Genomic DNA, 25719 nt, shown 5'->3' with positions numbered 1-25719 from the left:
GTTCCTCGATATCCAGGCGGCGGATTACCCGAGTATCGCCGATCCAGGCCGGTCGGGCATAAAAAAACCCCGCCAGAGGCGGGGTTCAAAGGAGCATAACGGATGAAAGTGCAGCGGTGTATCAAGTCAAAGCGATTTAGAACACGTACTGAGCGCGGACAACAAAACCATCGCCGTCGTCATCGCCGTTGACGTTGGTGACCTTGTCGGTCTTGGCCTTGACGTAGGCACCGGTGATTTTCACCGCTTCGTTGGCGTACCAGTTCACACCTAGATTGTGCACCTTGGCTTCGGCATCGCCCACTTCGCGGGTCGCCGAGGCAGTGGTGATGTTGTCGTCTTCGACGGTCATGCTGTCGTAGCGGTAGAACACTTCCCAGGCACCGATGGATTTGTTCTGTGGCTTGATCGCGTCAAACTTGCCGACTTTATAACCACGGGACTCGCCGGTGAGGGTGTAGGCACCCTGGACGTAGAAGCCGTGGCCCTTGAGGTCTTCGAAGGCGTCGCTGTCAGCCTTGGTCTTGCGCGAGATGTATTCACCCTGGATCGACGCTGGCCCCATAGCGAAAGCGGCTTCCAGGCCGAAGGCGGTGTCAGTGTCGTACGAACCGGCCGGCGAGTTGTTCGCGCCGCCCAGGACCGGACGGTTGCCGTTAGGACCGGCATCGTTGCCGCCCAGGGTTTCAACGCCACGCATGCCCAGGCGGGAGCGATAACGAGCATCGAACGCAGTGTCGGAGACGTCACGGGAGGCCACGCTCAAACCGAAGTGCAGCACGTTGCCGGCTTCGTGCATCGGCGCGAATACAAAACGACCGTTGACTTGCTTGACGCTGTCGCCGTCAGCATCGTCATTGTCCTTGCTGAACACGCCGGCCGAAGCATAGAACGAATCAGCGAAAGTGCTGGATGCCTGGATACCCATACCGTTCTGCTTGTCCATGGCCCAATCGACCAGATCGTAGGCGGAGTTTCGCTCAGGCGCGGTGACCCATTTGGAGCTGGTGGCTTTTTCAAGGCCAAAGTCTGGGTCAAAACGGCCAACCTTGATGGAAACCGGTTTGAAACCGTTATAGGCCAGAGACGCCTCGTCGAAGTAGCCGTTATCGGAATCGCCGGTGTTATGGGACATGTCGTAGTTGATGGTGTATGCCCAATCCGTGTACAGCACGCCGGACAGTTCCAAGAAAGCACGACGGAAATAGGCGGCGTCTGCCGAATTGCCATTGTCGGTGTAGATCCCGTCGAACTGACTGTAGTCAGCCTGCAAACGACCGCCGAGCTTGAAGCTGAACTCTTTGTCAGTGGTAGCGACCTCAAGGCCGCCCTTGGTCTTGACCACGATATCGGCGCCATCGGTGGTGACGGTGCCGGCGAAAGCCTGGGCGGTTACTGCCATTGCCAGTGCGCTGGCGGCAACACCTGCGAAGTGCTTACGGATCATCGAAGAATTCCCCTAGTTGGTAGTCTATGCGTTAGAAAACACGCGGAACTGGGCCCGCTGGTGTTGGGAGGGGATCTTGGCGACGGGGTGTGTCAGGCAAGTTGCTATCACATAAAGATTTTATGACAGCGGAACTTTTTACTTCGAATCGGAATAACAAATGAGGCAGCTTCGAGAGGCAAGCTGCAAGCGGCAAGCTAGAGCGGTGAAGCAGCGATCAAGCTGCTTTCGTGGCGAGGGAGCTTGCTCCCGCTGGGCTGCATAGCAGCCCCAAACTTTATCTGGCACCGCAATGCATCAGATAGGACGCAGGGGGCTGCTGCGCAGCCCAGCGGGAGCAAGCTCCCTCGCCACGGGAAATCAATCAGGACAAATCAACGCTTGCGCAGGATCACGCTGCCAATCGAGTAGCCGGCGCCAAACGAGCTGAGTACCGCGACCGAGCCGCTGGGCAAGTCATCCTGATACATGTGGAATGCAATCACGGAACCGGCCGAGCTGGTGTTGGCGTAGCGGTCGAGAATCACCGGGGCTTCTTCCTCGGTGGCCTCGCGTCCCAGCAGTTTGCGCACGATCAGCTGGTTCATGCTCAAGTTGGCCTGATGCAGCCAGAAACGCCTCACTTCGCCGACGTTCAGCTGATTTTCCGCCAAATGAGCGCCGACCAGTTCCGCCACCATCGGGCAGACGTCACGGAACACCTTGCGGCCTTCCTGGACGAACAGTTTGTCTCGCGTGCCGAGGCCCTCTTCCGCCGCGCGGTTGAGGAAGCCGAAGTTGTTGCGGATGTTGTTGGAGAACTTGGTGAGCAGCTTGGTGCTGACCACATCGAACTGGTACGGCGATGTCGCCTGGTCGGCCCGCTCGATGATCACCGCCGTGGCCGCGTCGCCGAAGATGAAATGACTGTCGCGGTCACGGAAATTCAGGTGCCCGGTGCAGACTTCCGGGTTGACCATCAGGATCGCCCGGGCCTGGCCCAGTTGCACGCTGTTGGCGGCGGACTGGATGCCGAACGTCGCCGAGGAACAGGCCACGTTCATGTCGAAACCGAACCCTTCGATGCCCAGGGCTTCCTGGACTTCGATGGCAATGGCCGGATAAGGCCGCTGCAGGTTGGAACAGGCGACGATCACGCCGTCGATGTCAGCGGCGCTGCGACCGGCGCGTTCAAGGGCCTGTTTCGCGGCGCCTACGGCCATTTCGCAGAGCACCGACCACTCGTCATTGGAACGCTCAGGCAGGCGCGGCGTCATGCGTTGCGGATCGAGGATGCCCTCCTTGTCCATCACGAAACGGCTCTTGATGCCCGAAGCCTTTTCGATGAACGCCGCGTTGGATTCGGTCAATGCTTGGACTTCGCCGCGCTCGATGGCCTCGGCGTTGTCGGCGTTGAACTGCGCGACATAGGTATTGAAAGACTGCACCAGCTCTTCGTTGGAGATGCTGTTGGCCGGGGTGTACAGGCCGGTGCCGCTGATGACGACGTTATGCATGGTCGTGTCTCTGATCTGTTCAGGCAGAAAGTATTGGCACCGACGTACCAACACACAAAGGGACTTTTCCCATCCAGGGGAAGCAGCCCAGGCATCGCTTTATTCCGATCCGCCCGTGGTCTTGAAGCGCAAGACCACGGGACCGGCATTTATAGGCGCGAAGTTTGCCATAAACGCTGGCGTTTGGCCCATTCTCCGTTGCTGAAGACACAACACAGGAGCCGGACGGTCAAGCGTCCACCTGTCCCCACTGTTTGCTCAGGCGCTTGTCGGAAATCGGCACCTTGGTGCCCAGTTGCTGGGCGAACAGCGACACCCGATATTCTTCCAGCCACCAGCGATATAACTCCAACTGCGGATCGCGCTTGCCCTCCTGGGCATGTTTGCTCGCGCGGGCCTGGTATTGCGCCCAGAGGTTGGACAGCTCACCACTCCAGACCCGGTCTTTCTGCACCTGGCTGCCGAGTTTCTCGAAGCGTTGCTCGACGGCCTTGAGGTAGCGCGGCAGTTCCTTGAGCCACTGATGCGGGGTTTCACGTACGAAACCCGGATACACCAAGTGGCTGAGCTGCTGCTTGATATCGTTCAGGGCCACGGCCTGGGCCAGGTCGATCTTGCCTTTGAAGCGTTTTTGCAGGCCGTGCCAGAGCTTGAGGATGTCCAGCGTCAGCTTCGCCAAGCGTTCGGCATGCTCGGTCCAGCCGCCGCGCTTGCGCTCGGCCAAGGCCGCCAGTGCGGCGCCGTCACGGGGCAGGCTCGGCTCGCCTTCGAGCACGCAGCTGTCGAGGCTCGCCAACAGGATGTCTTCCACGAGGCCGTCGACGCGGCCCAAGTCACGGTACAGCAGGCCCAGCTCCGTCAAGCCCGGTAGCTTGCCTCGGAGGAACTTTGCCGGTTCGGCCAGTTGCTGCATCAGCAAGCGCTGCAAGGCGCGACGGTGCTGGAACTCGGCTTCGGCCGGCGTCGGGAAGCGCCCTTCCTTGACCACACCGCCCTCTTCCACCAGCGCCGGATACACCGTCATCGACAACCCGGCGATCTTCTGCTGGGTTTTCTCCGCGACCGGCGCAAAGACTTTCGCCTCCACCGGCGCCTGGCTTTTCGCCGTTTGCGGTACGGCCAACGCGGCCTGGCTGGCTTCGGCAAAGCGGGCGGTCAGCTCGGCCAGGTCACGGCCTTCGCCGAGGAACTTGCCCTGGCCGTCGACGATTTCCAGGTTCATGCGCAGGTGGCTCTCCACCTGCTGCGCCGCTTCGGCCCAGGCTTCGTCACTGACTCGCGCGCCGGTCATGCGCAACAACTCGCGGCCCAGCGCCTGGGGCAACGAGCCCTCGGCGAACGTCATGCGTTGCAGCGCGGCCTTGACGAAATCCGGCACCGGCACGAAATTCTTGCGCAAGGCCTTGGGCAGGTTGCGCACCAGGGCAATGCACTTGGCTTCGATCATCCCCGGCACCAGCCACTCCAGGCGCTCCGGCGGCAACATCGGCAGCAGTGGCGCCGGCACACGCAAGGTCACACCGTCGCGCGGGTGGTTGGGCTCGAAGTGGTAGCTCAACGGCAAGGTCAGCTCGCCGACGCGCAAGGTGTCGGGGTACTGCGTGGCCGTGACCTCGCTGGCTTCGCGGGCCAGCACGTCTTCTTCGCGCATGATCAGCAATTGCGGATCTTTCTGGCTCTTGATCCGATACCAACTATCAAAGGTCGCGGTCTGGTGGATCTCCGCGGGCAGGCGCGCATCGTAGAACGCGAAGAGGGTTTCCTCGTCCGCCAGGATGTCACGCCGGCGCGCCTTGGCTTCCAGTTCGTCGAGTTGTTCCAGCAGGCGGGTGTTGGCGCTCAGGCACTTGGCCTTGGACTGGATCTCGCCGCGCACCAGCGCTTCGCGGATGAACAGCTCGCGGGACACCACCGCGTCCACCGGCCCGTAGTGCACGGGCCGGCGACCGACGACGATGAGCCCGAACAGGGTGATCTGCTCGTAGGCCACCACTTGCCCGCGCTTCTTCTCCCAATGGGGTTCGAAGTGGTTTTTCTTGATCAGGTGCCCGGCCAGCGGTTCGATCCAGTCCGGTTCGATTTTCGCCACCATGCGCGCGTACAACTTGGTGGTTTCCACCAACTCGGCGGTCATCAGCCACTGCGGACGCTTCTTGCCCAGGCCTGACGACGGGTGGACCCAGAAACGCCGTTGACGCGCACCGAGGTAATCGCCGTCCTCGGTTTTCTGGCCGATCTGGCTCAGCAGGCCCGAGAGCACCGCTTTGTGCAGTTTCGGGTAGTCGGCCGGGTCTTTATTGAGGCTCAGCTGCATGTCGCGGCAGATCAGGCTCAACTGACGATGGGAATCGCGCCACTCACGCAGCCGCAGGTAATTGAGGAAGTTCTTGCGGCACCAGTTGCGCAGCGGGCTGGCGGTCAGGGCCTGGCGCTGCTCTTCAAAACCGCGCCATAGATTGACCAGCCCGGCGAAGTCCGAGTCGGCATCTTTCCATTGGGCGTGGGCCTGGTCGGCCGCTTGCTGGCGTTCCGGCGGGCGCTCGCGCGGGTCCTGGATCGACATGGCGCTGGCAACGATCAGCACTTCCTGGAGGCTGCCCAGTTTTGCCGCTTCCAGCAGCATGCGGCCCATGCGCGGGTCCACCGGCAGCCGCGCCAACTGCCGACCCAACGGCGTCAATTGGCTGTTGCGGTCCACCGCCGAGAGCTCTTGCAGCAGATTGAAACCGTCGCTGATGGCCTTGCCGTCCGGCGGCTCGATGAAAGGGAAGTCCGTTATCTCGCCGAGGCGCAGGTGCAGCATCTGAAGGATCACCGCCGCCAGGTTGGTACGCAGGATCTCCGGGTCGGTGAATTCCGGCCGGCCGAGGAAATCTTCTTCGCTGTACAGTCGAATGCAGATCCCCGGCTCGACCCGGCCACAACGGCCCTTGCGCTGGTTGGCGCTGGCCTGGGAAATCGCTTCGATGGGCAGGCGCTGGACCTTGGCGCGATAGCTGTAGCGACTGATGCGCGCGGTGCCGCTGTCGATCACGTAGCGGATCCCCGGCACGGTCAGCGAGGTTTCCGCCACGTTGGTCGCCAGCACTACACGCCGACCTGGGTGGGACTGGAAAATCCGCTGTTGCTCGGCCGGCGACAGGCGTGCATACAACGGCAGGATCTCGGTGTGCTTGAGTTGGGCCTTGCGCAGCATTTCCGCCGCGTCACGAATCTCCCGCTCGCCCGGCAGGAACACCAACACATCGCCAGGGCTGCGGCGCTCGCTACGTTCGTAGGCGGCGATTTCATCGAGGGTGGCGAGGATCGCCTGGTCGACGGTCAAGTCGTCCTCGACCCGATTGCCCTCCTCGTCCTGCTCCAGGGTCAGCGGGCGATACCAGGTTTCCACCGGGAAGGTGCGACCGGAGACCTCGACGATCGGCGCGTCATCGAAATGCTTGGAGAAACGCTCCAGGTCAATGGTCGCCGAGGTGATGATGACCTTCAGGTCCGGACGGCGCGGCAGCAGGGTCTTGAGGTAGCCAAGCAGGAAGTCGATGTTGAGGCTGCGTTCGTGGGCTTCGTCGACGATGATCGTGTCGTAGCGCTCGAGGTAGCGGTCGTTCTGGGTTTCGGCCAGCAGGATGCCGTCGGTCATCAACTTGATGAGGGTATTGGCGTCGCTCTGGTCCTCGAACCGCACTTGATAACCGACCAGCGCGCCCAACGGAGTGCCCAGCTCCTCGGCCACGCGGCTCGCGACGCTGCGGGCAGCGATCCGGCGCGGCTGGGTGTGGCCGATCAAGCCATGCTGGCCGCGACCGATTTCCAGGCAGATCTTCGGCAACTGGGTGGTCTTACCCGAGCCGGTCTCGCCGGCGATGATCAACACCTGGTGCTTGAGCAGCGCCTCCTTGATTTCGTCGCGCTTGGCGGCGATCGGCAGATTGTCGTCGTAGCGGATCAGCGGCAGGCTCGCCTTGCGCGCCAACACCTGGTCGCACGACGCTTGCATGCGCGCCACCCACTGGGCCAGCTTGGCCTCGTCGGGCTTCTTGCGCAGCTCGAACAACTGCCGCCGCAACCGGTTACGGTCGGCGAGCATGGCGTGATCGAGGTTTTTCAACAGTTTGTCGATAGCGGGGGCTTGGTCAGTCATCAGGTACGCAAGGGGAATAGGAGCAGCGGCAAGTTTCAAGCTGCAAGCTGCAAGTTGCAAGCGGCACTGGCCTGAAACTCGAACTTGCAGCTTGAAGCTTGAAGCTCGAAGCTGCCCCTATCCCCTGCGCCGATACGGGAACACGTCGATCACCTTCCCTGCCCGAATCGCCTCTTGCAGGCTTTTCCAGTAGTCGGCGTTGTACAGCTCGCCATGCAACTGGTCGAACAGCTTGCGCTGTCCGGCATCGGCGAACAGGAAGGGGGGGAATTCCTCGGGGAAGACATCCAGCGGCCCGATGGAATACCAGGGCTCGGACGCCATTTCGTCTTCCGGCGTGCGCGGCTGGGGGATATGGCGGAAGTTGGCTTCGGTGAGGAAGCAGATTTCGTCGTAATCGTAGAACACCACGCGGCCATGGCGGGTCACGCCGAAGTTCTTGAGCAACATGTCGCCAGGGAAGATGTTGGCGGCCGCCAACTGCTTGATCGCCAGACCATAATCCTCCAGCGCCTCGCGCACCTGGGCTTCGTTGGCGTTTTCAAGGTAAAGGTTCAGCGGCGTCATCCGGCGTTCAGTCCAACAGTGGCGGACCAACACCGTGTCGCCGTCCACCGACACCGTGGACGGTGCCACCTCCAGCAGTTCCTCCAGGCACGCTGGCTCGAACTTGCTCAAGGGAAAGCGGAAATCGGCGAACTCCTGGGTATCGGCCATGCGCCCGACCCGGTCGACGCTTTTTACCAGCCGGTATTTCTCGATGACCGTGGCCCGGTCGACGTTTTTCGACGGCGAGAACCGGTCCTTGATGATCTTGAACACGGTGTTGAAGCCCGGCAAGGTAAACACGCTCATGACCATGCCGCGCACGCCCGGTGCCATGATGAATTGGTCGTCGGTGTTCGCCAGGTGATTGATCAAGGCCCGGTAGAACTCCGACTTGCCATGCTTGTAGAAGCCGATGGATGTGTACAGCTCGGCAACGTGCTTGCCCGGCAGGATGCGCTTGAGAAAACCGACGAATTCCGCTGGCACCGGCACGTCCACCATGAAGTACGAACGGGTGAAGGAAAAGATGATCGACACCTGCGCCTCATCGGTGATCAGCGCGTCGATCTGGATGCCCCGGCCTTCGCGGTGCAGCAAAGGAATCACCAGCGGCCATTGCTCGTCCCGGGTGTAGATGCGCCCCACCAGGTAAGCGCCCTTGTTGCGATAGAGCACCGAGGAGAACAATTCCACTGTCAGCTCGGGGTCTTTGCAGACCCAGTCCGGCAGGTTCTCGCGCAGTTGGGTTTCGAGGCGTTTCAGGTCACCGGGCAGGTCGGCGTAGTCTTCGCTGAAGCGATAATCGGCGAACATCTGCGCCAGCATCTTGTCCAGCTGCCCTTCGGGTCTATAGGTACGAGTCTGGGCGGCGCGGGCACGACGCAGGCTCGGCCGGGTCGTGTGGATGAACATCGTGCCGTCGCTGATCAGGTCATGACTGAACAGGCCGCAAAAGATCGAGTTGTACCAAGTCTCGGACAACTCATCGTCGAAGCGCAGGTCGATCAGGCTGATATAGGCGCTTTTCACCAGGGGCCAGCAGCCGACATCCATCAGGGCTTCGGCAGCGAAGGCCCCGCGCAGCCTGGCCACGGTTTCGAAGACTTTTTCTTCGTACAAGCTGATGCGCGCCGCCGAAGCCGTCTGCGCCTCTTGCCACCGCGCTTGCTCGAACCGGGCGCGGGCACCGTCGGTGATCTGCCGGAAATGCTCACGATAATCGTCGAAGCCGTCGAGGATCGAACGGGCGATATCGGTGGCGGGCCATGGCTGCGACATAGGGAAAACCTCGGCGGGTCATGCTTGTTATTGGCGACTGAGCTTAGAGGCCAATTGCGCGGCAACGCAACCATTGCCATTGGTCTTGGGGGCGGCGACACTTGCGACCCCATCAAGGAAGGAAATCCCCGTGAACCCCGTCGATATCTTGCGTTTGCTATCACTGGCCGCCATTTGGGGGGCGAGTTTCCTTTTCATGCGCATTATTGCCCCAGTGATTGGCACGATTCCCACGGCGTTTTTTCGCGTTTCCATCGCCTTCGTCGGACTGCTGGTGATCCTCGCGCTGATGCGTATCGATTGGAATTTCCGCGGCAAACTGAAAATCGTGATGGTGCTGGGCCTGATCAACTCCGGCATCCCGGCGACCTTTTACTCCCTGGCCGCGCAAGTCCTGCCGGCCGGCTACTCGGCGATCTTCAATGCCACCACACCGCTGATGGGGGTGTTGATCGGCGGGTTGTTCTTCAGTGAAAAACTGACCCTGGCCAAGGTCAGTGGTGTGTTCCTCGGGCTCTTCGGCGTCGGCATCCTGACCGGCGCCGGCCCGGTGGCCTTCGACCTGCAATTGCTGATGGGCGCCCTCGCCTGCCTGCTCGCCACCACCTGCTACGGGTTTGCCGGTTTCCTCACCCGTCGCTGGCTCGATCACCAAGGCGGGCTGGACAGTCGCTTGTCGGCTTTGGGCAGCATGTTTGGCGCCACGGTTTTTCTGCTGCCGCTGTTTGGCTACAGCGTCATCAGCCAACCACCGGCCAGTTGGGGCGGCTGGAGCGTCTGGCTGTCGCTGCTGGGATTGGGACTGGTGTGCACCGCGCTGGCGTACATTCTTTATTTCCGCCTGCTCAGTTCCATCGGCCCGGTCAGGTCCATGACCGTGACATTCCTGATCCCGCCGTTCGGCGTGCTGTGGGGAGCGCTGTTGTTGGATGAGCCGTTGGGAATGGCGCACCTGTATGGCGGAGTGTTGATTGCCGCGGCGTTGTGGCTGGTGCTCAAGCCTGGGGCGGCGAAAGCGGGTGAGGTTTCTGCCCGTTAGTCTTTCGGCGAAGCTGAAAATGCCATCGCGAGCAGGCCCGCGATGGCATGGGTCCAGCCAGGGATCAGCTAGCGACTTTTACGAAACACAAACACCAACCCGATGATGATCAGCATCATCCCCAGCAAGCTCAACAACGCCAGCCGGTTGCCAAATACCAGGTAGTCCAGGATCGCTGTCACCGCCGGTACCAGGTAGAACAGACTGGTCACGTTGACCAGATTGCCCCGGGCGATAAGCCGATACAGCAGCAAGGTCGCCAGTACTGACACCACCAGCCCCATCCACAACACCGGCACGATGAAACCCATGCTGTGCTCGACGTGAAACGGCTGGAACGGCACGAACACCGCGCACAGGATGAGCCCCGCCAGGTATTGCACCGGCAGGGTGCCAAGCGGATTGTCGGTGATGCGCTTCTGCATGATGGAACCTGCCGTCATGCTCACCAGAGCCAGCAACCCGCACAGCATCCCCGCCAGGGACATACCCGCCAGGCCGATGCCTTGGTACACCACCATCACCAGTCCAACCAAGCCCAGCGCCAAGCCGAACATCCGTTGCCAGGACCGTTGGCGCTCCATGAGCACCACGGTGAGGATCGGCTGCACGCCCATCAGCGTAGCCATCACGCCGGGGGTAACGTTCAGCTGCAGCGCCAGCAGATAAAAAATCTGATAGGCCCCCAACAACACCAAGCCGGTCGCCGCCGCGTACAGCATCGGCTTGCCGGCCCGGGGCAGCTTGAATTTCAGCAAGGGGATCAACAGCACCAACGCGCACAACGCGATAGCAAAACGGATCAGCAGGAAAGCGAAGGGTGACGCGTGGGCCAGGCCCAGTTTTGAAAAGATCGCCCCGCTGCTCCACAGCAAAACGAACAGGCTCGTGGAAGCCGTCGCCAATAAGGCGTTTTTGGAAAAGGGAAACATGAAAACCACCTGTAGTCAGGCAAAAAGCCAACTCAGCCGAAGCTGAAATCCAGTCGTTTTTTCAGGCGGGCACAGGGAACGGCAACCGTCGCCGATCAGCCCTGGATGCCAACACCCGGCGGAGATACGCAGGCGTACACCGCAGAGCGACTGACAGGTGGAGGGTATTGACCGATCTGCTCAGGCCGCGGATTCCCGCACGGCACGACGCCAGCGTTGAACGCTGGAACCACAACCGCGGTGAAAGGGAATGCAGGCATGAGCCGATCTCTTGGAAGGCGGGTTCGAAAACCCGGAGAACGCTGACTATAACCAGCGCCCCATGAGCTACGCAATGTTTAAACGAACAACCAATACCCCAGCGCCGTCAACACGGCCACCGCCAGCACGGGCCGCATCACCCGATAGGCCTTGGGGTGCTTGCGCTTGAATTGCTTGACCCGGCCACTGACGCCGTCGCTGAACGATTTGCTCCAGGCATAGGCTAGGTTGATGCCGCCGACGTGCTCATCGTCCAGGTTCTGCGGCGCGGTGGCGCGTCCGAGGAAGGCGCTGATGGTGCGGTTGAAGCGCGTCATCAACGGATTTCTCAGGGGCCGCTCGACATCACAGAAGAGGATCACGCGAGTCTCGGGTGTTTCGTTCTTGACCCAGTGCACATAGGTTTCATCGAACATGACGTCTTCGCCGTCGCGCCAGGCATAGATCTGCCCGTCGACGAAGATCCGGCAATCGTCGGAATTGGGCGTGGACAGCCCCAAGTGATAACGCAGCGACCCTGCGAACGGATCGCGATGAGGATTGAGGTGGCTGTCGCCCGGCAGCAGCGCGAACATCGCGCCTCGCACGTTGGGGATGCGATTTACCAGCTCGACGGTTCTGGGGCACAACAGCTCTGCCGAAGGCAGCGGTTTGTCGTACCACTTGAGGTAAAAACGCTTCCAGCCCTTCTTGAAGAACGAACCGAAACCAGCGTCGTTGTTTTTCTCCGCGGCGCGGATGTAGCCCTCGTCGAACAGGTGCATGGCTTCGTCGCGGATCACCTGCCAGTTGTCCTTGAGCACATCCAGTTCAGGGAACTTGCTGCGATCCAGGTACGGCTTGGCAGGCACGCCGGAAAACAGGTACATCAAGGCGTTGTAGGGGGCGAACAACGCAGAGTGATTGACGAACTGGCGCAACACCGGCAAACGCGCCTTGCCACGCAAATGCACATAAAGCGTACTGCCCAGAAACAGCAGCAACACCGAGGCCTTGGCAACAAACGAAATGGTCATGGAACAGCTCCTTGTAGAAACCACTTACGCAACGCCAACTGCCCGACGTAGCCGAGGGCCATGCTAAATACTCATGGCCCGGGTAAAAACCATCTGACGTAACATTCTCTATTGAGTAAAGCGCAATAAACACTTTTTAACAGGCACCACCTGAACCTTGGCTGAAGCATCGGCAATCATTACCAACGTGGTGATGTTCGGTTACTGCTGCGTCTCCTGCTCGGTAAACAAGTCGCTGAACAGCATGCTCGACAGGTAGCGTTCGCCCGAATCCGGCAGGATCACGACGATCGTCTTGCCCTGCATTTCCGGTTTTTCCGCGAGGCGCACAGCCACTGCCATCGCCGCGCCGCAGGAGATGCCGCAGAGAATCCCCTCTTCCTGCATCAAGCGCAGGGCCATGGCCTTGGACTCATCGTCGGTGACCCGTTCGACCTGGTCCACGATCGACAGATCGAGGTTCTTCGGTACGAAACCCGCACCGATCCCCTGGATTTTGTGAGGACTGGGCTTGATCTCCTGCCCCGCCATCCGTTGGGTAATCACCGGCGACGCTTCGGGCTCTACCGCCACGGACAGGATCGGTTTGCCGCAGGTGTTCTTGATATACCGCGAAACGCCGGTAATGGTTCCGCCGGTCCCCACGCCCGCGACCAGCACATCGACGGCGCCATCGGTGTCGTTCCAGATTTCCGGACCGGTGGTTTTCTCGTGGATGGCCGGGTTGGCCGGGTTATCGAACTGCTGCGGCATGAAGTATTTCGACGGGTCGCTGGCCAGGATTTCGGCGGCTTTCTCGATGGCGCCTTTCATGCCCTTGGCCGGCTCGGTGAGCACCAGTTCCGCGCCCAAGGCCTTGAGCACCTTGCGCCGCTCGATGCTCATGGACGCCGGCATGGTCAGCATCAGTTTGTAGCCACGGGCAGCCGCCACGAACGCCAGGCCGATACCGGTGTTGCCCGAGGTTGGCTCGACGATGGTCATGCCAGGCTTGAGTTTGCCCGAGCTTTCAGCGTCCCAGATCATGTTCGCGCCGATCCGGCACTTGACCGAGTAACCCGGGTTGCGCCCTTCGATCTTGGCCAGGATGGTCACACCACGAGGGGCGATGCGGTTGATCTGCACCAGCGGCGTATTGCCGATGGAATGGGCGTTGTCAGCGTATATACGACTCATGACCGGGTCCTTAATGCAGAGGAATTTAGCGCTTTAAGGTAAGCCTGTTGCCAAAGGGCGTCCAGTTGCAGCGAACGTTCCCGCTGTGACAACGGTCAATGGTTTAACAACGGAGACTACTGACATGAAGCGTCGATACAGCTGGCCACTGTGGGCCTTCGTCGCCATCGTTGCGCTACTGGTGGCCTTGCATTTCGCCTTGCCTCACCTGGTGCGCAACTACCTGAACGACAAACTGGCCGACATGGGCAGTTACCGTGGCCAAGTGACCGATGTCGACTTGGCCCTCTGGCGCGGCGCCTATCGGATCAATGGCCTGCGAATCGTCAAGGTTGACGGCAAGGTCCCGGTGCCGTTCGTCGACGCGCCACTGGTCGATTTGTCCGTGAGCTGGCACTCACTGTGGCATGACCACGCGGTCGTGGCCGAGGTGGAGTTCGCCCATCCCGAAGTGAACTTCGTCGACGGTGGCGCCAACCGGCAAAACTCACAGACCGGTCAAGGCACCGACTGGCGCGAGCAGTTGAGCAAGTTGATGCCCATCACCCTCAACGAGGTGCGGATCAACGATGGCAAGGTGACCTTCCGCAACTTCAACTCCAAGCCGCCGGTGAACCTTCGGGCCACCAACGTGAACGCCACTTTCCATAACCTGACCAACGTGGTCGACACCGAAGGCAAGCGCGACGCTCGCTTCGAGGGCAAGGCCCTTGTCGCCGAACATGCGCCCCTGGAAGTCCAGGCCACCTTCGACCCGCTGAGCGACTTCGAGGACTTCGATTTCCGCCTGCGGGCCAGGAACATCGAGCTCAAACGCCTGAACGACTTCGCCGCGGCCTACGGCAAGTTTGACTTCAACGCCGGCCACGGCGACCTGGTGGTCGAAGCCGAAGCCAACAACGCCAAGCTCAGCGGCTATATCAAGCCGCTGTTACGCGACGTGGATGTGTTCGACTGGCAGCAGGACGTGGAAAACCAGAACAAGAATATCTTCCGCTCCGTCTGGGAAGCGTTGGTCGGAGGGGGTGAAACGGCCCTCAAGAACCAGCGCAAAAACCAGTTTGCCACCCGCGTGGAACTCAGCGGCAACGTCCACCAACAGGACATTGGTGCATTCGAAGCCTTCCTGCAGATCCTGCGCAATGGTTTTGTCCAGGCATTCAATGCCCGCTACGAGCAACCGCCGCCCTCCAAGGATTAACCCTTGCCGGTGACGGTATAACGGCCGGTCTGTTCCGCCGCCGCTACGGCTGGTGCGCGCTGCAGCGAGTCCCAGCCCAGGCACGCCAGGGCCAGCGAACGCGGCACCGCTTCGCGACCGCTGCTGTAGCGACTGATGCTACGGGCGCTGACCCCCAGCGCTTCGGCCGCCTGGTTCAACGGCAAGCCGGTACGGGCTCGCCAACTGATGAAGATGCGGGTGTTTTCATCCTTTGCATTCTGCGCCAGCGCATCCAGGTACAAAGTGTCGGCGCCGATCTGAATATCCAGCGCCGGCCACTCGACGCTCCAGCCGTCGTCACCCAGCACCGCGCCTTCAAACGCGCCCTCCTCCAGCAAAGGTCGCAGGCCCGGAAAATGTTGCACATCGGCGCTCAGGTCCAGCGTCAGTTGCTGACCATCGATAAAAGTCAGTTCGAGAATGCACGGTAATAAAGGCTGCACGGCCAATAGCCGCGGTCGTTTCATGGGTAGCATCGTTGCCAATCCTCCAGCAGTTGCGCCTGATGAGCCCTGACCCAGTCCAACGACCAACACGTGGCTTACGTGTAGCGCACTTGTGGCGAGGGAGCTTGCTCCCGCTGGGCCGCGAAGCAGCCCTAAAAGCCTGCGAGCGCTGCGCACTCGAGCGGGAGCAAGCTCCCTCGCCACAAGTGCGGCTGATCGTTAGAAAAATATGAATCCAGAAATGTATCGCCAAATTGGCGATATGCAATACTGGCAAGACGCCAAGACTGAGTCAACATGTGACGCCCCATTCAGAGACTGAATACAGCGTCTGCGTTCACAGTCGGCGGGGCCGCGCGTTATAGTCGGGCACGATATCTATTTCGCGCGCCCCGCCTCGCCGGGCCGGCGACTCCGTTCGAGGAAATACCGATGAAGTTCGAAGGCACCCGCGCCTACGTGGCCACCGATGACCTGAAACTGGCCGTGAACGCCGCCATCACCCTGGAGCGGCCGCTGCTGGTCAAGGGCGAACCGGGCACCGGCAAGACCATGCTGGCCGAACAATTGGCGGAGTCCTTCGGCGCGCGCCTGATCACCTGGCACATCAAGTCCACCACCAAGGCCCACCAGGGTTTGTACGAGTACGATGCGGTCAGCCGCCTGCGGGACTCGCAATTGGGCGTAGACAAAGTCCATGACGTGCGCAATTACCTGAAGAAAGGCAAGCTCTGGGAAGCGTTCGAGTCCGAGGAGCGGGTCATCCTGCTGATCGACGAGATCGACAAGGCCGACATCGAGTTCCCCAACGACCTGCTGCAAGAGCTCGACAAGATGGAGTTCTACGTCTACGAGACCGACGAAACCATCAAGGCCAAGCAGCGCCCGATCATCATCATTACCTCCAACAACGAAAAGGAACTGCCGGACGCCTTCCTGCGCCGCTGCTTCTTCCATTACATCGCCTTCCCCGACCGCGTTACCCTGCAAAAAATCGTCGACGTGCATTACCCGGACATCAAGAAGGACCTGGTCAGCGAAGCGCTGGACGTGTTCTTCGACGTGCGCAAGGTGCCGGGCCTGAAGAAAAAACCTTCCACGTCCGAGCTGGTGGACTGGCTCAAGCTGCTGATGGCCGACAACATCGGCGAAGCGGTGCTGCGCGAGCGTGATCCGACCAAGGCCATTCCGCCGCTGGCCGGTGCCCTGGTCAAGAACGAGCAGGATGTGCAATTGCTCGAGCGCCTGGCGTTCATGAGCCGTCGCGGCACTCGCTGATCCTCTTCGTCTAACAAGAGCGAGGGCGATTGCCATGCTGCTTAACCTGTTCAATGAGATGCGCGCTGCCAAGGTGCCCGTGTCGGTGCGTGAATTGCTGGACCTGATCAACGCGCTGAAGCAGCGGGTGATCTTTGCCGACATGGATGAGTTCTATTACCTGTCCCGAGCGATCCTGGTGAAGGACGAACGGCATTTCGATAAGTTCGACCGGGCGTTCGGCGCCTACTTCAACGGCCTGGAAAAACTCGACGATCACCTCCAGGCGCTGATTCCCGAAGACTGGTTGCGCAAGGAGTTCGAGCGCTCGCTGACCGACGAAGAACGGGCGCAGATCCAGTCCCTCGGTGGCCTGGACAAACTGATCGAAGAGTTCAAGAAGCGCCTGGAGGAACAGAAAGAACGCCACGCCGGCGGCAACAAGTGGATCGGCACCGGCGGCACCAGTCCGTTCGGCTCCGGCGGTTTCAACCCCGAGGGCATCCGTGTCGGCGACGCCGGCAAGCGCCAGGGCAAGGCCGTGAAGGTCTGGGACCAGCGCGAGTACAAGAACCTCGACGACCAGGTCGAACTGGGCACCCGCAACATCAAGATCGCCCTGCGTCGCCTGCGCAAATTCGCTCGCCAAGGTGCGGCCGAAGAGCTGGACATCGACGGCACCATCGACCACACCGCCAGGGACGCCGGCCTGCTGAACATCCAGATGCGCCCCGAGCGACGCAACACCGTCAAGCTCTTGCTGCTGTTCGACATCGGTGGCTCGATGGATGCCCACGTAAAGATCTGCGAGGAACTGTTCTCGGCCTGCAAGACCGAGTTCAAGCACTTGGAGTACTTCTACTTCCACAACTTCGTCTACGAATCGGTGTGGAAGAACAACCTGCGCCGCACCTCGGAGCGCACATCGACCCAGGACTTGCTGCACAAGTACGGCGCCGACTACAAAGTGATCTTCATCGGCGACGCGGCAATGGCGCCCTATGAAATCACCCAGGCCGGCGGCAGCGTCGAACACTGGAACGAAGAAGCCGGTTATGTGTGGATGCAGCGCTTCATGGAAAAATACAAGAAGCTCATCTGGATCAATCCGTACCCGAAGGACACCTGGGGTTATACCGCCTCGACCAACATCGTGCGGGAGTTGGTGGAAGACCGGATGTATCCGCTGACCTTGCGGGGCTTGGAGGAAGGGATGCGGTTTCTCTCCAAATAAGCGCTTCGCGCCAGTGATGACTCTTCGCGATCCCTTCGGATCGCGAAGCTTTTCAACCCTTCAAGAACGCCTGAAGACATTCAACCTGCTGCCGATGCGCAACCTCCTGCACCACTGGCCGCAACCGCACCTGCGTCCCCGGCAGGCATTGCGCCAGCCGGGCCAGGGACAGCGGCGTCAGGGCACCCAGGCGCGGATAGCCGCCGATGGTTTGCCGGTCATTGAGCAACACGATCGGCTGGCCGTCCGGCGGCACCTGCACGGCCCCCAGCGGAATGCCTTCGGAAATCATCGCCGGGCCCTGATATTCCAACGTTTTGCCAAGCAGGCGCATGCCCATGCGGTCGGCGCGACTGTCCAGCGTCCAGTCCGTATTGAAGGCGTCGAAGAGGCTCCGTCCACTGAACGCACCATTCTGCGCCCCGAGGATCAGGTCCAGCGGCTGCGCTTGCTGGAAATCGGGAATCAGCGCGTGCGGCATGGGCCGAGGCGTCGCCGCGCCTGAATAACTCAAGTGTTCGCCGCGACTCAACGCCCGCCCCCGCCCATCCAGGCCACCCAGTTCTTCGCGCACCACCGTCGCCCGGCTGCCCAGCACCGCGGGCGCGTCGAACCCGCCGGGCGCCGCCAGGTAAGCCCGGGCGCCAAGCACCGGCTGGGTGAGCGCCAGGGTCTGGCCTTGGCGCAGGCTAAAAAACCGCCACGACGCCACCGCCTGGCCATCCACCCGCGCGCCCAGATCAGCCCCGGCCAGCGCCAGCACGCAATCTTTCTCGGCCACCACGGTAAAGCCGCCGAGGGTGATTTCCACCACCGCCGCGTCGGGCGCGTTGCCCAACATCCAATTGGCCCAGCTCATCGACAGCCAATCCGCCGCGCCGCCCTGGGTCACGCCCAAGTGCCTGACGCCGAAACGGCCGCTGTCCTGCAACAGGCACAGCGGTGTGCTGGCCTCAATCAACAAACGACTCATGCCTGGGCCTCCAACGGAGTGTCGTCGCCCCCCAGGGCGATGAATTCTGCGTGATCGATGGCGGCAAACCGCACCGTGTCGCCGGGTCGCATCAAGCTGTAGCCGTCGCGCTCGCGGTCGAACAGTTTGGCCGGGGTACGACCGATCAGGTTCCAGCCACCTGGCGAGACCACCGGGTACGCCGCGGTCTGGCGCTCGGCGATGCCCACGCTGCCCGCGGCCACCTGCTTGCGCGGCGTATCGAGGCGCGGCGCGGCCAGTTCTTCATCAACCAGCCCCATGAAGGCGAAGCCCGGCGCGAACCCCAGGGCAAACACTTGGTACTCACGCTCGGTGTGGCGACGGATCACTTGCTCCACCGTCAACCCGCTGCGGCTCGATAGCAGGACCAGCTCGGGCCCGACGCTTAGGTCGTACCACACCGGCAACACATGGCATTGACCGACGGAGCCGGCGTCCGGCGAAAGGTTGTTCAGCGCCTCGCCGATCAGCTCGCGAGCCTGGGTCGGCGTCAGGGCCAGCAAATCGTAATGCACCATCAACGTAGTGTAGGACGGCACCAGGTCGATCAAGTCGCCGGCAAAAACCTCACGCAAACGCTCGCTGGCGGCGAGCATCCACGGCATGTTCGTCTCGGCGATCTCATCGAACAGGCGAACCATCAGGCAGTCCACCGCCACCACTTCCAAGCGCGGCTTCATGGCGCGCTCTGCCCGTCCAGGGCCTGGCGGATACGCTGCACGGCGGCCACGGAACTGGCGTTGTCGCCATGCACGCACAAGGTGTTGGCGTGCAGATTCAAGGGGCTGCCATCGCTGGCCGTTAGCGCATCGCCGCGGGCGATGGTCAGGGCCTGCTCAATGATGATCTCGGGATCGTGATGCACCGCCGCGGGCAATTGCCTGGAAACCAAATGACCGGCACTGTCATAGGCTCGGTCGGCGAAGGCCTCGAACCACAGCGTCAGGCCGTACTCATCGCCCAAGGCTTGGGCGGCGCTGTTGTCCCGGGTCGCCATCAGCATCAACGGCAACTGCCGGTCATAAGCGGCGATTGCCTGGATTACCGCGCGCAGTTGCGCCGGGTTGGCCATCATGTCGTTGTACATCGCACCGTGGGGTTTGACGTAGCTGACCCGGCCACCTTGGGCGCGGCAGATACCGTCCAGGGCGCCGATCTGATAGTGCAACAGGTCCTGCAATTCCTGGGCGCCATAGGCCATGGAACGTCGGCCGAAGCCCGCCAGGTCTTGATAGGCCGGGTGCGCGCCGATCCGTACGTCGTGGCTCAGCGCGAGGCTGACGGTCTTGCGCATGATGCTCGGGTCGCCGGCATGAAAGCCGCAGGCGACGTTGGCGCAATCGATGAAGGGCATCACCTCGGCGTCCAGACCGATGGTCCAGTTGCCAAAGCTTTCGCCGATGTCGCAGTTCAATAGCAGGCGGTTCACGGTGAACGCTCCTGTAGGCTCTTTCTTTTTAGCTATGAGGCATTGGCCCCACAGGTTATCAGTTACTCGGCTTCCAACTGCTTGCCTTGGGTTTCCGGCAGGCTCAGGGCCGCGAGGATCACCACTCCGTAGGACACCGCCGCGAACGCACCGATACCGACGCTCAATGGCACCTTCTGGCTGAGAATACCGATCAACAGCGGGAACAGCGCCGCCACTGCCCGGCCAATGTTGTAGCAGAAACCCTGGCCCGAGCCCCGGATGCGGGTCGGGAACAATTCAGTGAGGAACGAGCCCATGCCGCTGAACATTCCCGAAGCGAAGAACCCCAGGGGGAAGCCCAGCCAAAGCATCACGGTATTACTCACCGGCACTTGCGTGTACAGCAGCACGATCGTGAATGAGCCGACGGCGAACAGGACGAAGTTTTTCTTGCGGCCAAGAATGTCGCTCAAGTACGCGCTGATCACGTAACCCACATAGGAACCGACGATGACCATCGCCAGGTATCCGCCGGTGCCCAGCACGCTCAAACCGCGCTCGTTTTTCAGGAACGTCGGCAGCCAGGAGGTGATTGCGTAGTAACCGCCCAACGCGCCTGTCGTCAGCAGCGAAGCCCGGATGGTGGTGGAGAGGATGCCGGGGGCAAAGATCTCGTAGAACTTGGCCGGATTCTCCGGCGTCAGCCGGGCCTTGGTCTGGTTGTAGATTTCCGGATCCTTGACCAACCGGCGGACGAAAATCACGAACACCGCCGGCACGATGCCGAGAATGAACAAGGCGCGCCAAGCGTCTTCCGGCGGCAAGACCGAGTACAACAGCGCATACAGGATCGCCGTCATGCCCCAGCCCAGCGCCCAGCCCGATTGCACCATGCCCACCGCCTTGCCACGGTCCTTGGCGCGGATCACCTCGCCCATCAACACCGCGCCAGCGGTCCACTCGCCGCCAAAGCCGAAGCCCATCAACGTGCGGGCGATCAACAGCTGTTCGTAGTTCTGGGCGAAGCCGCAGAGGAAGGTAAAGAAGGCGAACCACAACACCGTCAGTTGCAAGGTGCGCACTCGGCCGATGCGGTCCGAGAGAATACCCGCGACCCAACCGCCGATGGCCGAAGCGATCAGCGTGCTGGTGTGGATCAGCCCCGCTTCACCGGTGGTGATGCCCCACATGGCGATCAGGGTCGGCACCACGAAACTGAGCATTTGCGTGTCCATGCCGTCCAGGGCATAACCGATCTTGCAGCTCCAGAACGTGCGCCGTTCCTGCTGGTTGATGTTGCGGTACCAGTCGAACGGGCCGGAACGGGCCTGCGGCTGGGGGACGCCGAGCGTGTCGGGTGCACTCATGGTGGTTCTCCACGGTTTTATTGTTGTGAGTCTCAACGACGCTGGCGTGGAGACCGTTGCCCCGATTCTTGAGCGCGCAGCCGATCCCGTCCAACGAATAAAACCTTGGCCGGGTCATAAGAAAAATTTGATTGGGCGGAGCATTGCCAGGAAAGGCGGACCGCTTCTGTGGCGAGGGAGCTTGCTCCCGCTGGTCTGCAAAGCAGACCCAAAACGGCCGGGCATCATCAACCTGACACTGCGCAGCGTCTGGTTTCGGGGCCGCTGCGCGCTGGAGCGCGAGCCCGGCCCAGCGGGAGCAAGCTCCCTCGCCACAAAAAGCGCTGTCAGAGTCCGCGCAGGTCGCGCTCTTCAATCGGCCGGCTCTGGCGCAGGCGTTTGCCGCCCAGCACGACCCAGTCGATCAGGCGGAACAGGCATTCCAGGCCGAACGACAGCAACAGGGCACCGCTGATGCCCCAGATCATAGCCTCGGGCGTCAGCAGGATCTGGTAGCTGTAGCCGTTCCAGGTTTCCTTGCGGATGTCCGGATCGGCCGCCAGCGCCACTTGCAGCAGGCGGATATACCACGGGCCTTGCATCGCCTGGAATTGCTTGTCCAACGCCTGCTGACGCACAAGCAACGTGTTCAGGCTGTCGGCATCGCTGCGAAAGATCGGGTCCTCGCTGGCGCGGTAATGCGCGACCAAGGCCTGCATGTCGCCCTTGAAAAATTGATTCGCGGTGCCCTGGAAACCCTGGAGCCCGGTTTGCGCCTCGATCAGGTGAGCTTCGACCCGCTTGGCATAGTCGCTGACAAAGCCTGGCACCTGGACCCCGACCAGCAGGCCCACCGCGAACAACACCAACCGTAGATAGCTGAGCAACATAGTCTGACGTCCTTATTCGGTTCGGCCGTGGCTGACGCATTCGCCGCGTCGCCACAGGCTCCATTGGCCCGGTTCGTAGCGGGTCCAGGTTTCGTTTTCAGTCAGGGGTTCGGTGGCAATCACCGTGACCACGTCGTTGGGTGTGGTTTCGGCCTGGAAATCGACAATCACGTCGACGTCCTTGAGCCGCGCCGGACCGAACGGTGCGCGCCGGGTGATCTGCGCGAGTTTGGTCGAGCAATAGCAGAACAACCAGTCACCGTCGCTGAGCAGGCAGTTGAACACGCCTTTGCTGCGATATTCGCTGCAGGCTTCGATCAACGATGGCAATAATTGCTCCACTTCCACCGGTTCCGGAAAGGCTTGGCGCAGGCGGTTGAGCAAATCACAGAATGCCGCTTCGCTGTCGGTATCGCCCACGGGGCGGTAGAAGCTCACGCCCGGCTGGAAATCGGCGAGCTGGCCGTTGTGGGCGAAACACCAGTTTCGCCCCCACAGCTCACGCACGAACGGGTGGGTGTTGGACAGGCAGACCTTGCCGACGTTGGCCTGGCGGATATGCCCGATCACCACTTCGCTCTTGATCGGATAGCGCTGCACCAGGTTCGCCACCTCCGACTCGCTGCTCGCGGCCGGGTCCTGGAACAGGCGCAAGCCGCGGCCTTCATAGAAGGCGATCCCCCAGCCGTCGCGATGTGGTCCGGTCTTGCCCCCGCGCTGCATCAACCCGGTGAAGCTGAACACGATGTCGGTCGGCACATTGGCACTCATGCCCAATAATTCACACATGCTCGAACCCTTGGAGGAATGGGAGGCCTGGCTACAGGCGCGGTTCGATACGCGAACGCTGAGGGTTACTCGGCACGGGTGGGCGACCGTAGCGGTCATCGCCGGCGACGCCGAACGGCGGTTCGTCGTCAGGCTCGGCTGCCTCGGCGGCTTTCGCGGCGGCAGCTCGCTCCTTGCGGGCCTTTGAAGCGCGTTCGATAGGGAAGCGGATCAGCACGACAATCAGGTAGAGGCCGAAGGCGATCATGCCGTACATGAGCAGGTCCGACGCTGCGCGCCAGAGATTGTTGCCAACCTTGAACAGCACATCCAGGGCGACAATTGCCAGCGCCGGCGCAACCTTTTCCTTCACCGGGTCGACGATGGTCGGGCTGAACAGCAGCACCGCCATCAACAGCCGCAGCGGCTCGCGCAACCAGCGCCACATGAAGCGGGTCATGCGCATCCATACCAGCAGGCAGCCCAAGGCGGCGAAGGCGTAGAGGCCCCAGGCAATCAGATAGTCGTTCTCGGTCATGGTGTCCATGGCAAGGCAGGCAAAGAGGCGCTTATAGTAACGGCTTTTCGCTCGTCAGGCTGCCCCGGTGTCTGCCCCTTGGCTGGCATGGTGAGTTTTTCGGTCCGGCAACAGAACTGACGTCACCGGCCACTTGTCCCTTTTCGTATCCAGCCCGAGAGTTTTTTCATGCCCCTATCCGCCCACGTTCCCGACGCACCGATTGCCCGCAAGGACGCCGGTGTCGACCCGTATGCCTGGCTGCAGGAGCGCGACACCGACGCCGTGCTCGAATACCTCAAGGCCGAAAACCGTTATCAGGAAACCCGACTCGCCGATCAGGCCGAATTGCGCGAAACGCTGTTCCAGGAAATCAAGGGACGGATCCTCGAGACCGACCTGTCCCTGCCCTCGCCCTGGGGCCCGTACTTGTATTACACCCGCACCACGGCCGGTGACGAATACCCCCGTCATTACCGCTGCCCGCGTCCGGCCGACGACAGCCTGACCGTCGATGAAAGCCATGAACAACTCTTGCTGGACCCGAACGCGCTGGCCGGCGGTGGGTTCTTTTCCCTGGGTGCGTTCAGCATCAGCCCCGACCATCAGCGCCTGGCCTACAGCCTGGATACCACGGGCGATGAGATCTACACCTTGTTCGTGAAGGAATTGTCCAACGACAAGGTCAGCGAACTCTCCTTCGAAAACTGCGACGGCAGCATGACCTGGGCCAACGACAGCCTGACGCTGTTCTTTGGCGAACTGGACGACACCCACCGCCCGCACAAGCTGCTGCGCTATCGCCTGGACGGCACGGCCGCCGAAGAGGTGTTCCATGAGCCGGACGGGCGTTTCTTCCTGCACTGCTACCGTTCGAGTTCGGAGCGCCAGCTGATCCTGTCCCTGGGCAGCAAGACCACCAGCGAGATCTGGGTGCTGGACGCCACACAACCGCAACGGCCGTTTACCTGCCTGGCGCCACGGGTGGAGCACCATGAATATGATGTCGATCACGGCTTGCTCGACGGCCAGTGGACTTGGTTCATCCGCAGCAACCGCGACGGCATCAATTACGCGCTGTACCAGGCGGCCGATACGGGCGAAGCGCCGACCGAGGCTGACTGGCAGCAGCTGATCCCCCACAGCGACACGGTGATGATCGATAGCCTGAGCCTCAACGCCAGCGCGATGACGTTGAGCCTGCGCGAAGGCGGTCTGCCGATCATCGAAGTTCATCCACACGGCTTGCCGGCGTATCGGGTGCAATTGCCAGACGCGGCCTACAGCCTGCACGTGCAGAACAGCCTGGAATTCGTCAGCGAGCGCGTTCGCCTGCGCTACGAGGCCCTGAACCGTCCGGCGCAAATCCGCCAGCTGGACCTGGCCAGCGGTGACCAGGTCGTACTCAAGCAAACCCCGGTGCTGGGTCCGTTCGACGCCGATGGCTACGTCAGCCAGCGCCTTTGGGCCACAGCACCGGACGGCACGCAAGTGCCCATCAGCCTGGTGGTCAAGCGTGAAGCCCTCGGCCAGCCGGTACCGCTCTATCTGTATGGCTACGGCGCCTATGGCGAGAGCCTCGATCCATGGTTTTCCCACGCGCGGCTGAGCCTGTTGGACCGTGGCGTGGCGTTTGCCATCGCCCATGTCCGCGGTGGCGGGGAACTGGGCGAGGCCTGGTATCGCGCGGGCAAGCAAGAGCACAAGCACAACACCTTCAGCGACTTCATCGCCTGCGCCGAACACCTGATCGCCGAGGGCTACACCACGGCCGAACAGCTGGCAATCAGCGGTGGCAGCGCCGGTGGCCTGTTGATCGGCGCGGTGCTCAACCAGCGCCCCGAGCTGTTCAAGGTCGCAATTGCCGAAGTGCCGTTCGTCGATGTGCTCAACACGATGCTCGACCCTGAGCTGCCGCTGACCGTCACGGAATACGACGAATGGGGCAATCCCGAAGAGCCGCAGGTCTATGATCGGATCAGGGCCTACGCCCCCTATGAAAACGTTCGCGCCCAAGCGTATCCGGCGATGCTGGTTATCGCCGGCTACAACGACAGCCGCGTGCAGTATTGGGAAGCGGCAAAATGGGTGGCCAAACTTCGGGCCACCAAGACCGATGACAATCCGCTGCTGCTCAAGACCGAACTGGGCGCCGGCCACGGTGGAATGAGCGGTCGCTATCAGGGATTGCGTGACGTAGCGCTCGAATATGCATTTGTCCTGAAGGTTTTAGGACGGGCCTGAGGAACTCTGTGGGATGGCCGGGTCTTAGCTCCATTGGCAAGGCATCCCATCTGTT

The 25719-nt window shown here is 61.5% G+C and carries 20 protein-coding genes; 5 read left to right on the top strand and 15 right to left on the bottom strand.

Annotated elements, in window-relative coordinates:
* Positions 1–136: 136 nt before the first annotated feature.
* From J3P95_RS07530 to aceK, 4 genes are all read right to left on the bottom strand, one after another.
* Positions 137–1447, bottom strand: a complete 1311-nt coding sequence (locus J3P95_RS07530) for an OprO/OprP family phosphate-selective porin (protein WP_434561916.1) — start codon at positions 1445–1447, stop codon at positions 137–139.
* 374 nt (positions 1448–1821) lie between these two features.
* The gene (locus J3P95_RS07525; RefSeq protein WP_434578036.1) at positions 1822–2943 is read right to left on the bottom strand and encodes a beta-ketoacyl-ACP synthase III; all 1122 of its coding nucleotides are present in this window, start codon (positions 2941–2943) and stop codon (positions 1822–1824) included.
* 229 nt (positions 2944–3172) lie between these two features.
* The gene (hrpA, locus tag J3P95_RS07520; protein WP_434578038.1) at positions 3173–7084 is read right to left on the bottom strand and encodes an ATP-dependent RNA helicase HrpA; all 3912 of its coding nucleotides are present in this window, start codon (positions 7082–7084) and stop codon (positions 3173–3175) included.
* Positions 7085–7201: 117 nt separating this feature from the next.
* Positions 7202–8911: a bifunctional isocitrate dehydrogenase kinase/phosphatase gene (aceK, locus tag J3P95_RS07515; protein ID WP_434578040.1), complete on the bottom strand. Its 1710-nt coding sequence runs from the start codon at positions 8909–8911 to the stop codon at positions 7202–7204.
* A 130-nt stretch (positions 8912–9041) separates the two neighbouring features.
* Here aceK and J3P95_RS07510 point away from each other — a divergent pair, with 130 nt between their 5' ends.
* A complete protein-coding gene (locus tag J3P95_RS07510) occupies positions 9042–9950 on the top strand; it encodes a DMT family transporter (RefSeq protein WP_434626435.1) in 909 nt (302 codons plus the stop codon).
* A 68-nt stretch (positions 9951–10018) separates the two neighbouring features.
* Here the strand turns inward: J3P95_RS07510 and J3P95_RS07505 are convergent, their stop codons facing one another.
* The 3 genes from J3P95_RS07505 to cysK form a co-directional block, all read right to left on the bottom strand.
* A complete protein-coding gene (locus J3P95_RS07505; protein ID WP_434578042.1) occupies positions 10019–10882 on the bottom strand; it encodes a DMT family transporter in 864 nt (287 codons plus the stop codon).
* 338 nt (positions 10883–11220) lie between these two features.
* Complete coding sequence (locus J3P95_RS07500) at positions 11221–12159, bottom strand: aspartyl/asparaginyl beta-hydroxylase domain-containing protein (RefSeq protein ID WP_434578044.1); 939 nt, start codon at positions 12157–12159, stop codon at positions 11221–11223.
* A gap of 201 nt (positions 12160–12360) precedes the next feature.
* Positions 12361–13335, bottom strand: a complete 975-nt coding sequence (gene cysK, locus J3P95_RS07495) for a cysteine synthase A (RefSeq protein WP_434561902.1) — start codon at positions 13333–13335, stop codon at positions 12361–12363.
* 124 nt (positions 13336–13459) lie between these two features.
* Between cysK and J3P95_RS07490 the strand changes: the two genes are divergently transcribed.
* Entirely contained in the window at positions 13460–14536 is a 1077-nt protein-coding gene (locus J3P95_RS07490) for a DUF748 domain-containing protein (protein WP_434578046.1), read from the top strand.
* On the opposite strand, the gene J3P95_RS07485 is transcribed toward J3P95_RS07490, so the two are convergent.
* Positions 14533–15033 carry a DUF2442 domain-containing protein gene (locus J3P95_RS07485; RefSeq protein ID WP_434578048.1) on the bottom strand — a complete coding sequence of 167 codons (501 nt, stop codon included), beginning with the start codon at positions 15031–15033 and terminating at the stop codon, positions 14533–14535. The two genes, J3P95_RS07490 and J3P95_RS07485, sit on opposite strands and share 4 nt — an antisense overlap.
* Positions 15034–15435: 402 nt before the next feature.
* Between J3P95_RS07485 and J3P95_RS07480 the strand changes: the two genes are divergently transcribed.
* Together J3P95_RS07480 and J3P95_RS07475 are read left to right on the top strand one after the other, a co-directional pair.
* Positions 15436–16281, top strand: a complete 846-nt coding sequence (locus J3P95_RS07480) for an AAA family ATPase (RefSeq protein WP_025212404.1) — start codon at positions 15436–15438, stop codon at positions 16279–16281.
* Positions 16282–16315: 34 nt separating this feature from the next.
* Positions 16316–17494 carry a vWA domain-containing protein gene (locus J3P95_RS07475; protein WP_305496176.1) on the top strand — a complete coding sequence of 393 codons (1179 nt, stop codon included), beginning with the start codon at positions 16316–16318 and terminating at the stop codon, positions 17492–17494.
* Positions 17495–17546: 52 nt separating this feature from the next.
* Here the strand turns inward: J3P95_RS07475 and J3P95_RS07470 are convergent, their stop codons facing one another.
* The 7 genes from J3P95_RS07470 to J3P95_RS07440 form a co-directional block, all read right to left on the bottom strand.
* Positions 17547–18467: a biotin-dependent carboxyltransferase family protein gene (locus tag J3P95_RS07470; protein WP_434578051.1), complete on the bottom strand. Its 921-nt coding sequence runs from the start codon at positions 18465–18467 to the stop codon at positions 17547–17549.
* A complete protein-coding gene (pxpB, locus tag J3P95_RS07465; protein ID WP_434578052.1) occupies positions 18464–19168 on the bottom strand; it encodes a 5-oxoprolinase subunit PxpB in 705 nt (234 codons plus the stop codon). The genes J3P95_RS07470 and pxpB overlap by 4 nt, the downstream gene beginning before the upstream one ends.
* Entirely contained in the window at positions 19165–19917 is a 753-nt protein-coding gene (locus J3P95_RS07460; protein WP_434578053.1) for a 5-oxoprolinase subunit PxpA, read from the bottom strand. The genes pxpB and J3P95_RS07460 overlap by 4 nt, the downstream gene beginning before the upstream one ends.
* Before the next feature lie 62 nt (positions 19918–19979).
* Entirely contained in the window at positions 19980–21266 is a 1287-nt protein-coding gene (locus J3P95_RS07455; RefSeq protein ID WP_434578055.1) for an MFS transporter, read from the bottom strand.
* 326 nt (positions 21267–21592) lie between these two features.
* Positions 21593–22135 carry a DUF2937 family protein gene (locus J3P95_RS07450; protein ID WP_025212399.1) on the bottom strand — a complete coding sequence of 181 codons (543 nt, stop codon included), beginning with the start codon at positions 22133–22135 and terminating at the stop codon, positions 21593–21595.
* A 12-nt stretch (positions 22136–22147) separates the two neighbouring features.
* Complete coding sequence (locus tag J3P95_RS07445) at positions 22148–22924, bottom strand: class II glutamine amidotransferase (protein WP_434578057.1); 777 nt, start codon at positions 22922–22924, stop codon at positions 22148–22150.
* A 31-nt stretch (positions 22925–22955) separates the two neighbouring features.
* Positions 22956–23450: an MFS transporter gene (locus J3P95_RS07440; protein ID WP_186636048.1), complete on the bottom strand. Its 495-nt coding sequence runs from the start codon at positions 23448–23450 to the stop codon at positions 22956–22958.
* Between the two features lie 159 nt (positions 23451–23609).
* On the opposite strand from J3P95_RS07440, the gene J3P95_RS07435 reads away from it, so the two are divergent.
* Positions 23610–25664, top strand: coding sequence for a S9 family peptidase (locus J3P95_RS07435; RefSeq protein WP_434626429.1), 2055 nt, complete (start codon positions 23610–23612; stop codon positions 25662–25664).
* Positions 25665–25719 lie beyond the last annotated feature (55 nt).

The sequence above is a fragment of the Pseudomonas sp. Z5-35 genome (assembly GCF_051131945.1).
GTDB classification, from domain to species: domain Bacteria; phylum Pseudomonadota; class Gammaproteobacteria; order Pseudomonadales; family Pseudomonadaceae; genus Aquipseudomonas; species Aquipseudomonas marvdashtae.
The sequence above is the reverse complement of the archived record's forward strand: the minus strand, read 5'-3'. Positions and strand labels throughout refer to the sequence as shown.

Coding starts and splice junctions, on each gene's coding strand:
- J3P95_RS07530 (WP_434561916.1), bottom strand. CDS start 1,447: ATGATCCGTAAGCACTTCGCAGGTGTTGCCGCCAGCGCACTGGCAATG.
- J3P95_RS07525 (WP_434578036.1), bottom strand. CDS start 2,943: ATGCATAACGTCGTCATCAGCGGCACCGGCCTGTACACCCCGGCCAAC.
- hrpA (WP_434578038.1), bottom strand. CDS start 7,084: ATGACTGACCAAGCCCCCGCTATCGACAAACTGTTGAAAAACCTCGAT.
- aceK (WP_434578040.1), bottom strand. CDS start 8,911: ATGTCGCAGCCATGGCCCGCCACCGATATCGCCCGTTCGATCCTCGAC.
- J3P95_RS07505 (WP_434578042.1), bottom strand. CDS start 10,882: ATGTTTCCCTTTTCCAAAAACGCCTTATTGGCGACGGCTTCCACGAGC.
- J3P95_RS07500 (WP_434578044.1), bottom strand. CDS start 12,159: ATGACCATTTCGTTTGTTGCCAAGGCCTCGGTGTTGCTGCTGTTTCTG.
- cysK (WP_434561902.1), bottom strand. CDS start 13,335: ATGAGTCGTATATACGCTGACAACGCCCATTCCATCGGCAATACGCCG.
- J3P95_RS07490 (WP_434578046.1), top strand. CDS start 13,460: ATGAAGCGTCGATACAGCTGGCCACTGTGGGCCTTCGTCGCCATCGTT.
- J3P95_RS07485 (WP_434578048.1), bottom strand. CDS start 15,033: ATGCTACCCATGAAACGACCGCGGCTATTGGCCGTGCAGCCTTTATTA.
- J3P95_RS07480 (WP_025212404.1), top strand. CDS start 15,436: ATGAAGTTCGAAGGCACCCGCGCCTACGTGGCCACCGATGACCTGAAA.
- J3P95_RS07475 (WP_305496176.1), top strand. CDS start 16,316: ATGCTGCTTAACCTGTTCAATGAGATGCGCGCTGCCAAGGTGCCCGTG.
- J3P95_RS07470 (WP_434578051.1), bottom strand. CDS start 18,467: ATGAGTCGTTTGTTGATTGAGGCCAGCACACCGCTGTGCCTGTTGCAG.
- pxpB (WP_434578052.1), bottom strand. CDS start 19,168: ATGAAGCCGCGCTTGGAAGTGGTGGCGGTGGACTGCCTGATGGTTCGC.
- J3P95_RS07455 (WP_434578055.1), bottom strand. CDS start 21,266: ATGAGTGCACCCGACACGCTCGGCGTCCCCCAGCCGCAGGCCCGTTCC.
- J3P95_RS07450 (WP_025212399.1), bottom strand. CDS start 22,135: ATGTTGCTCAGCTATCTACGGTTGGTGTTGTTCGCGGTGGGCCTGCTG.
- J3P95_RS07445 (WP_434578057.1), bottom strand. CDS start 22,924: ATGTGTGAATTATTGGGCATGAGTGCCAATGTGCCGACCGACATCGTG.
- J3P95_RS07440 (WP_186636048.1), bottom strand. CDS start 23,450: ATGGACACCATGACCGAGAACGACTATCTGATTGCCTGGGGCCTCTAC.
- J3P95_RS07435 (WP_434626429.1), top strand. CDS start 23,610: ATGCCCCTATCCGCCCACGTTCCCGACGCACCGATTGCCCGCAAGGAC.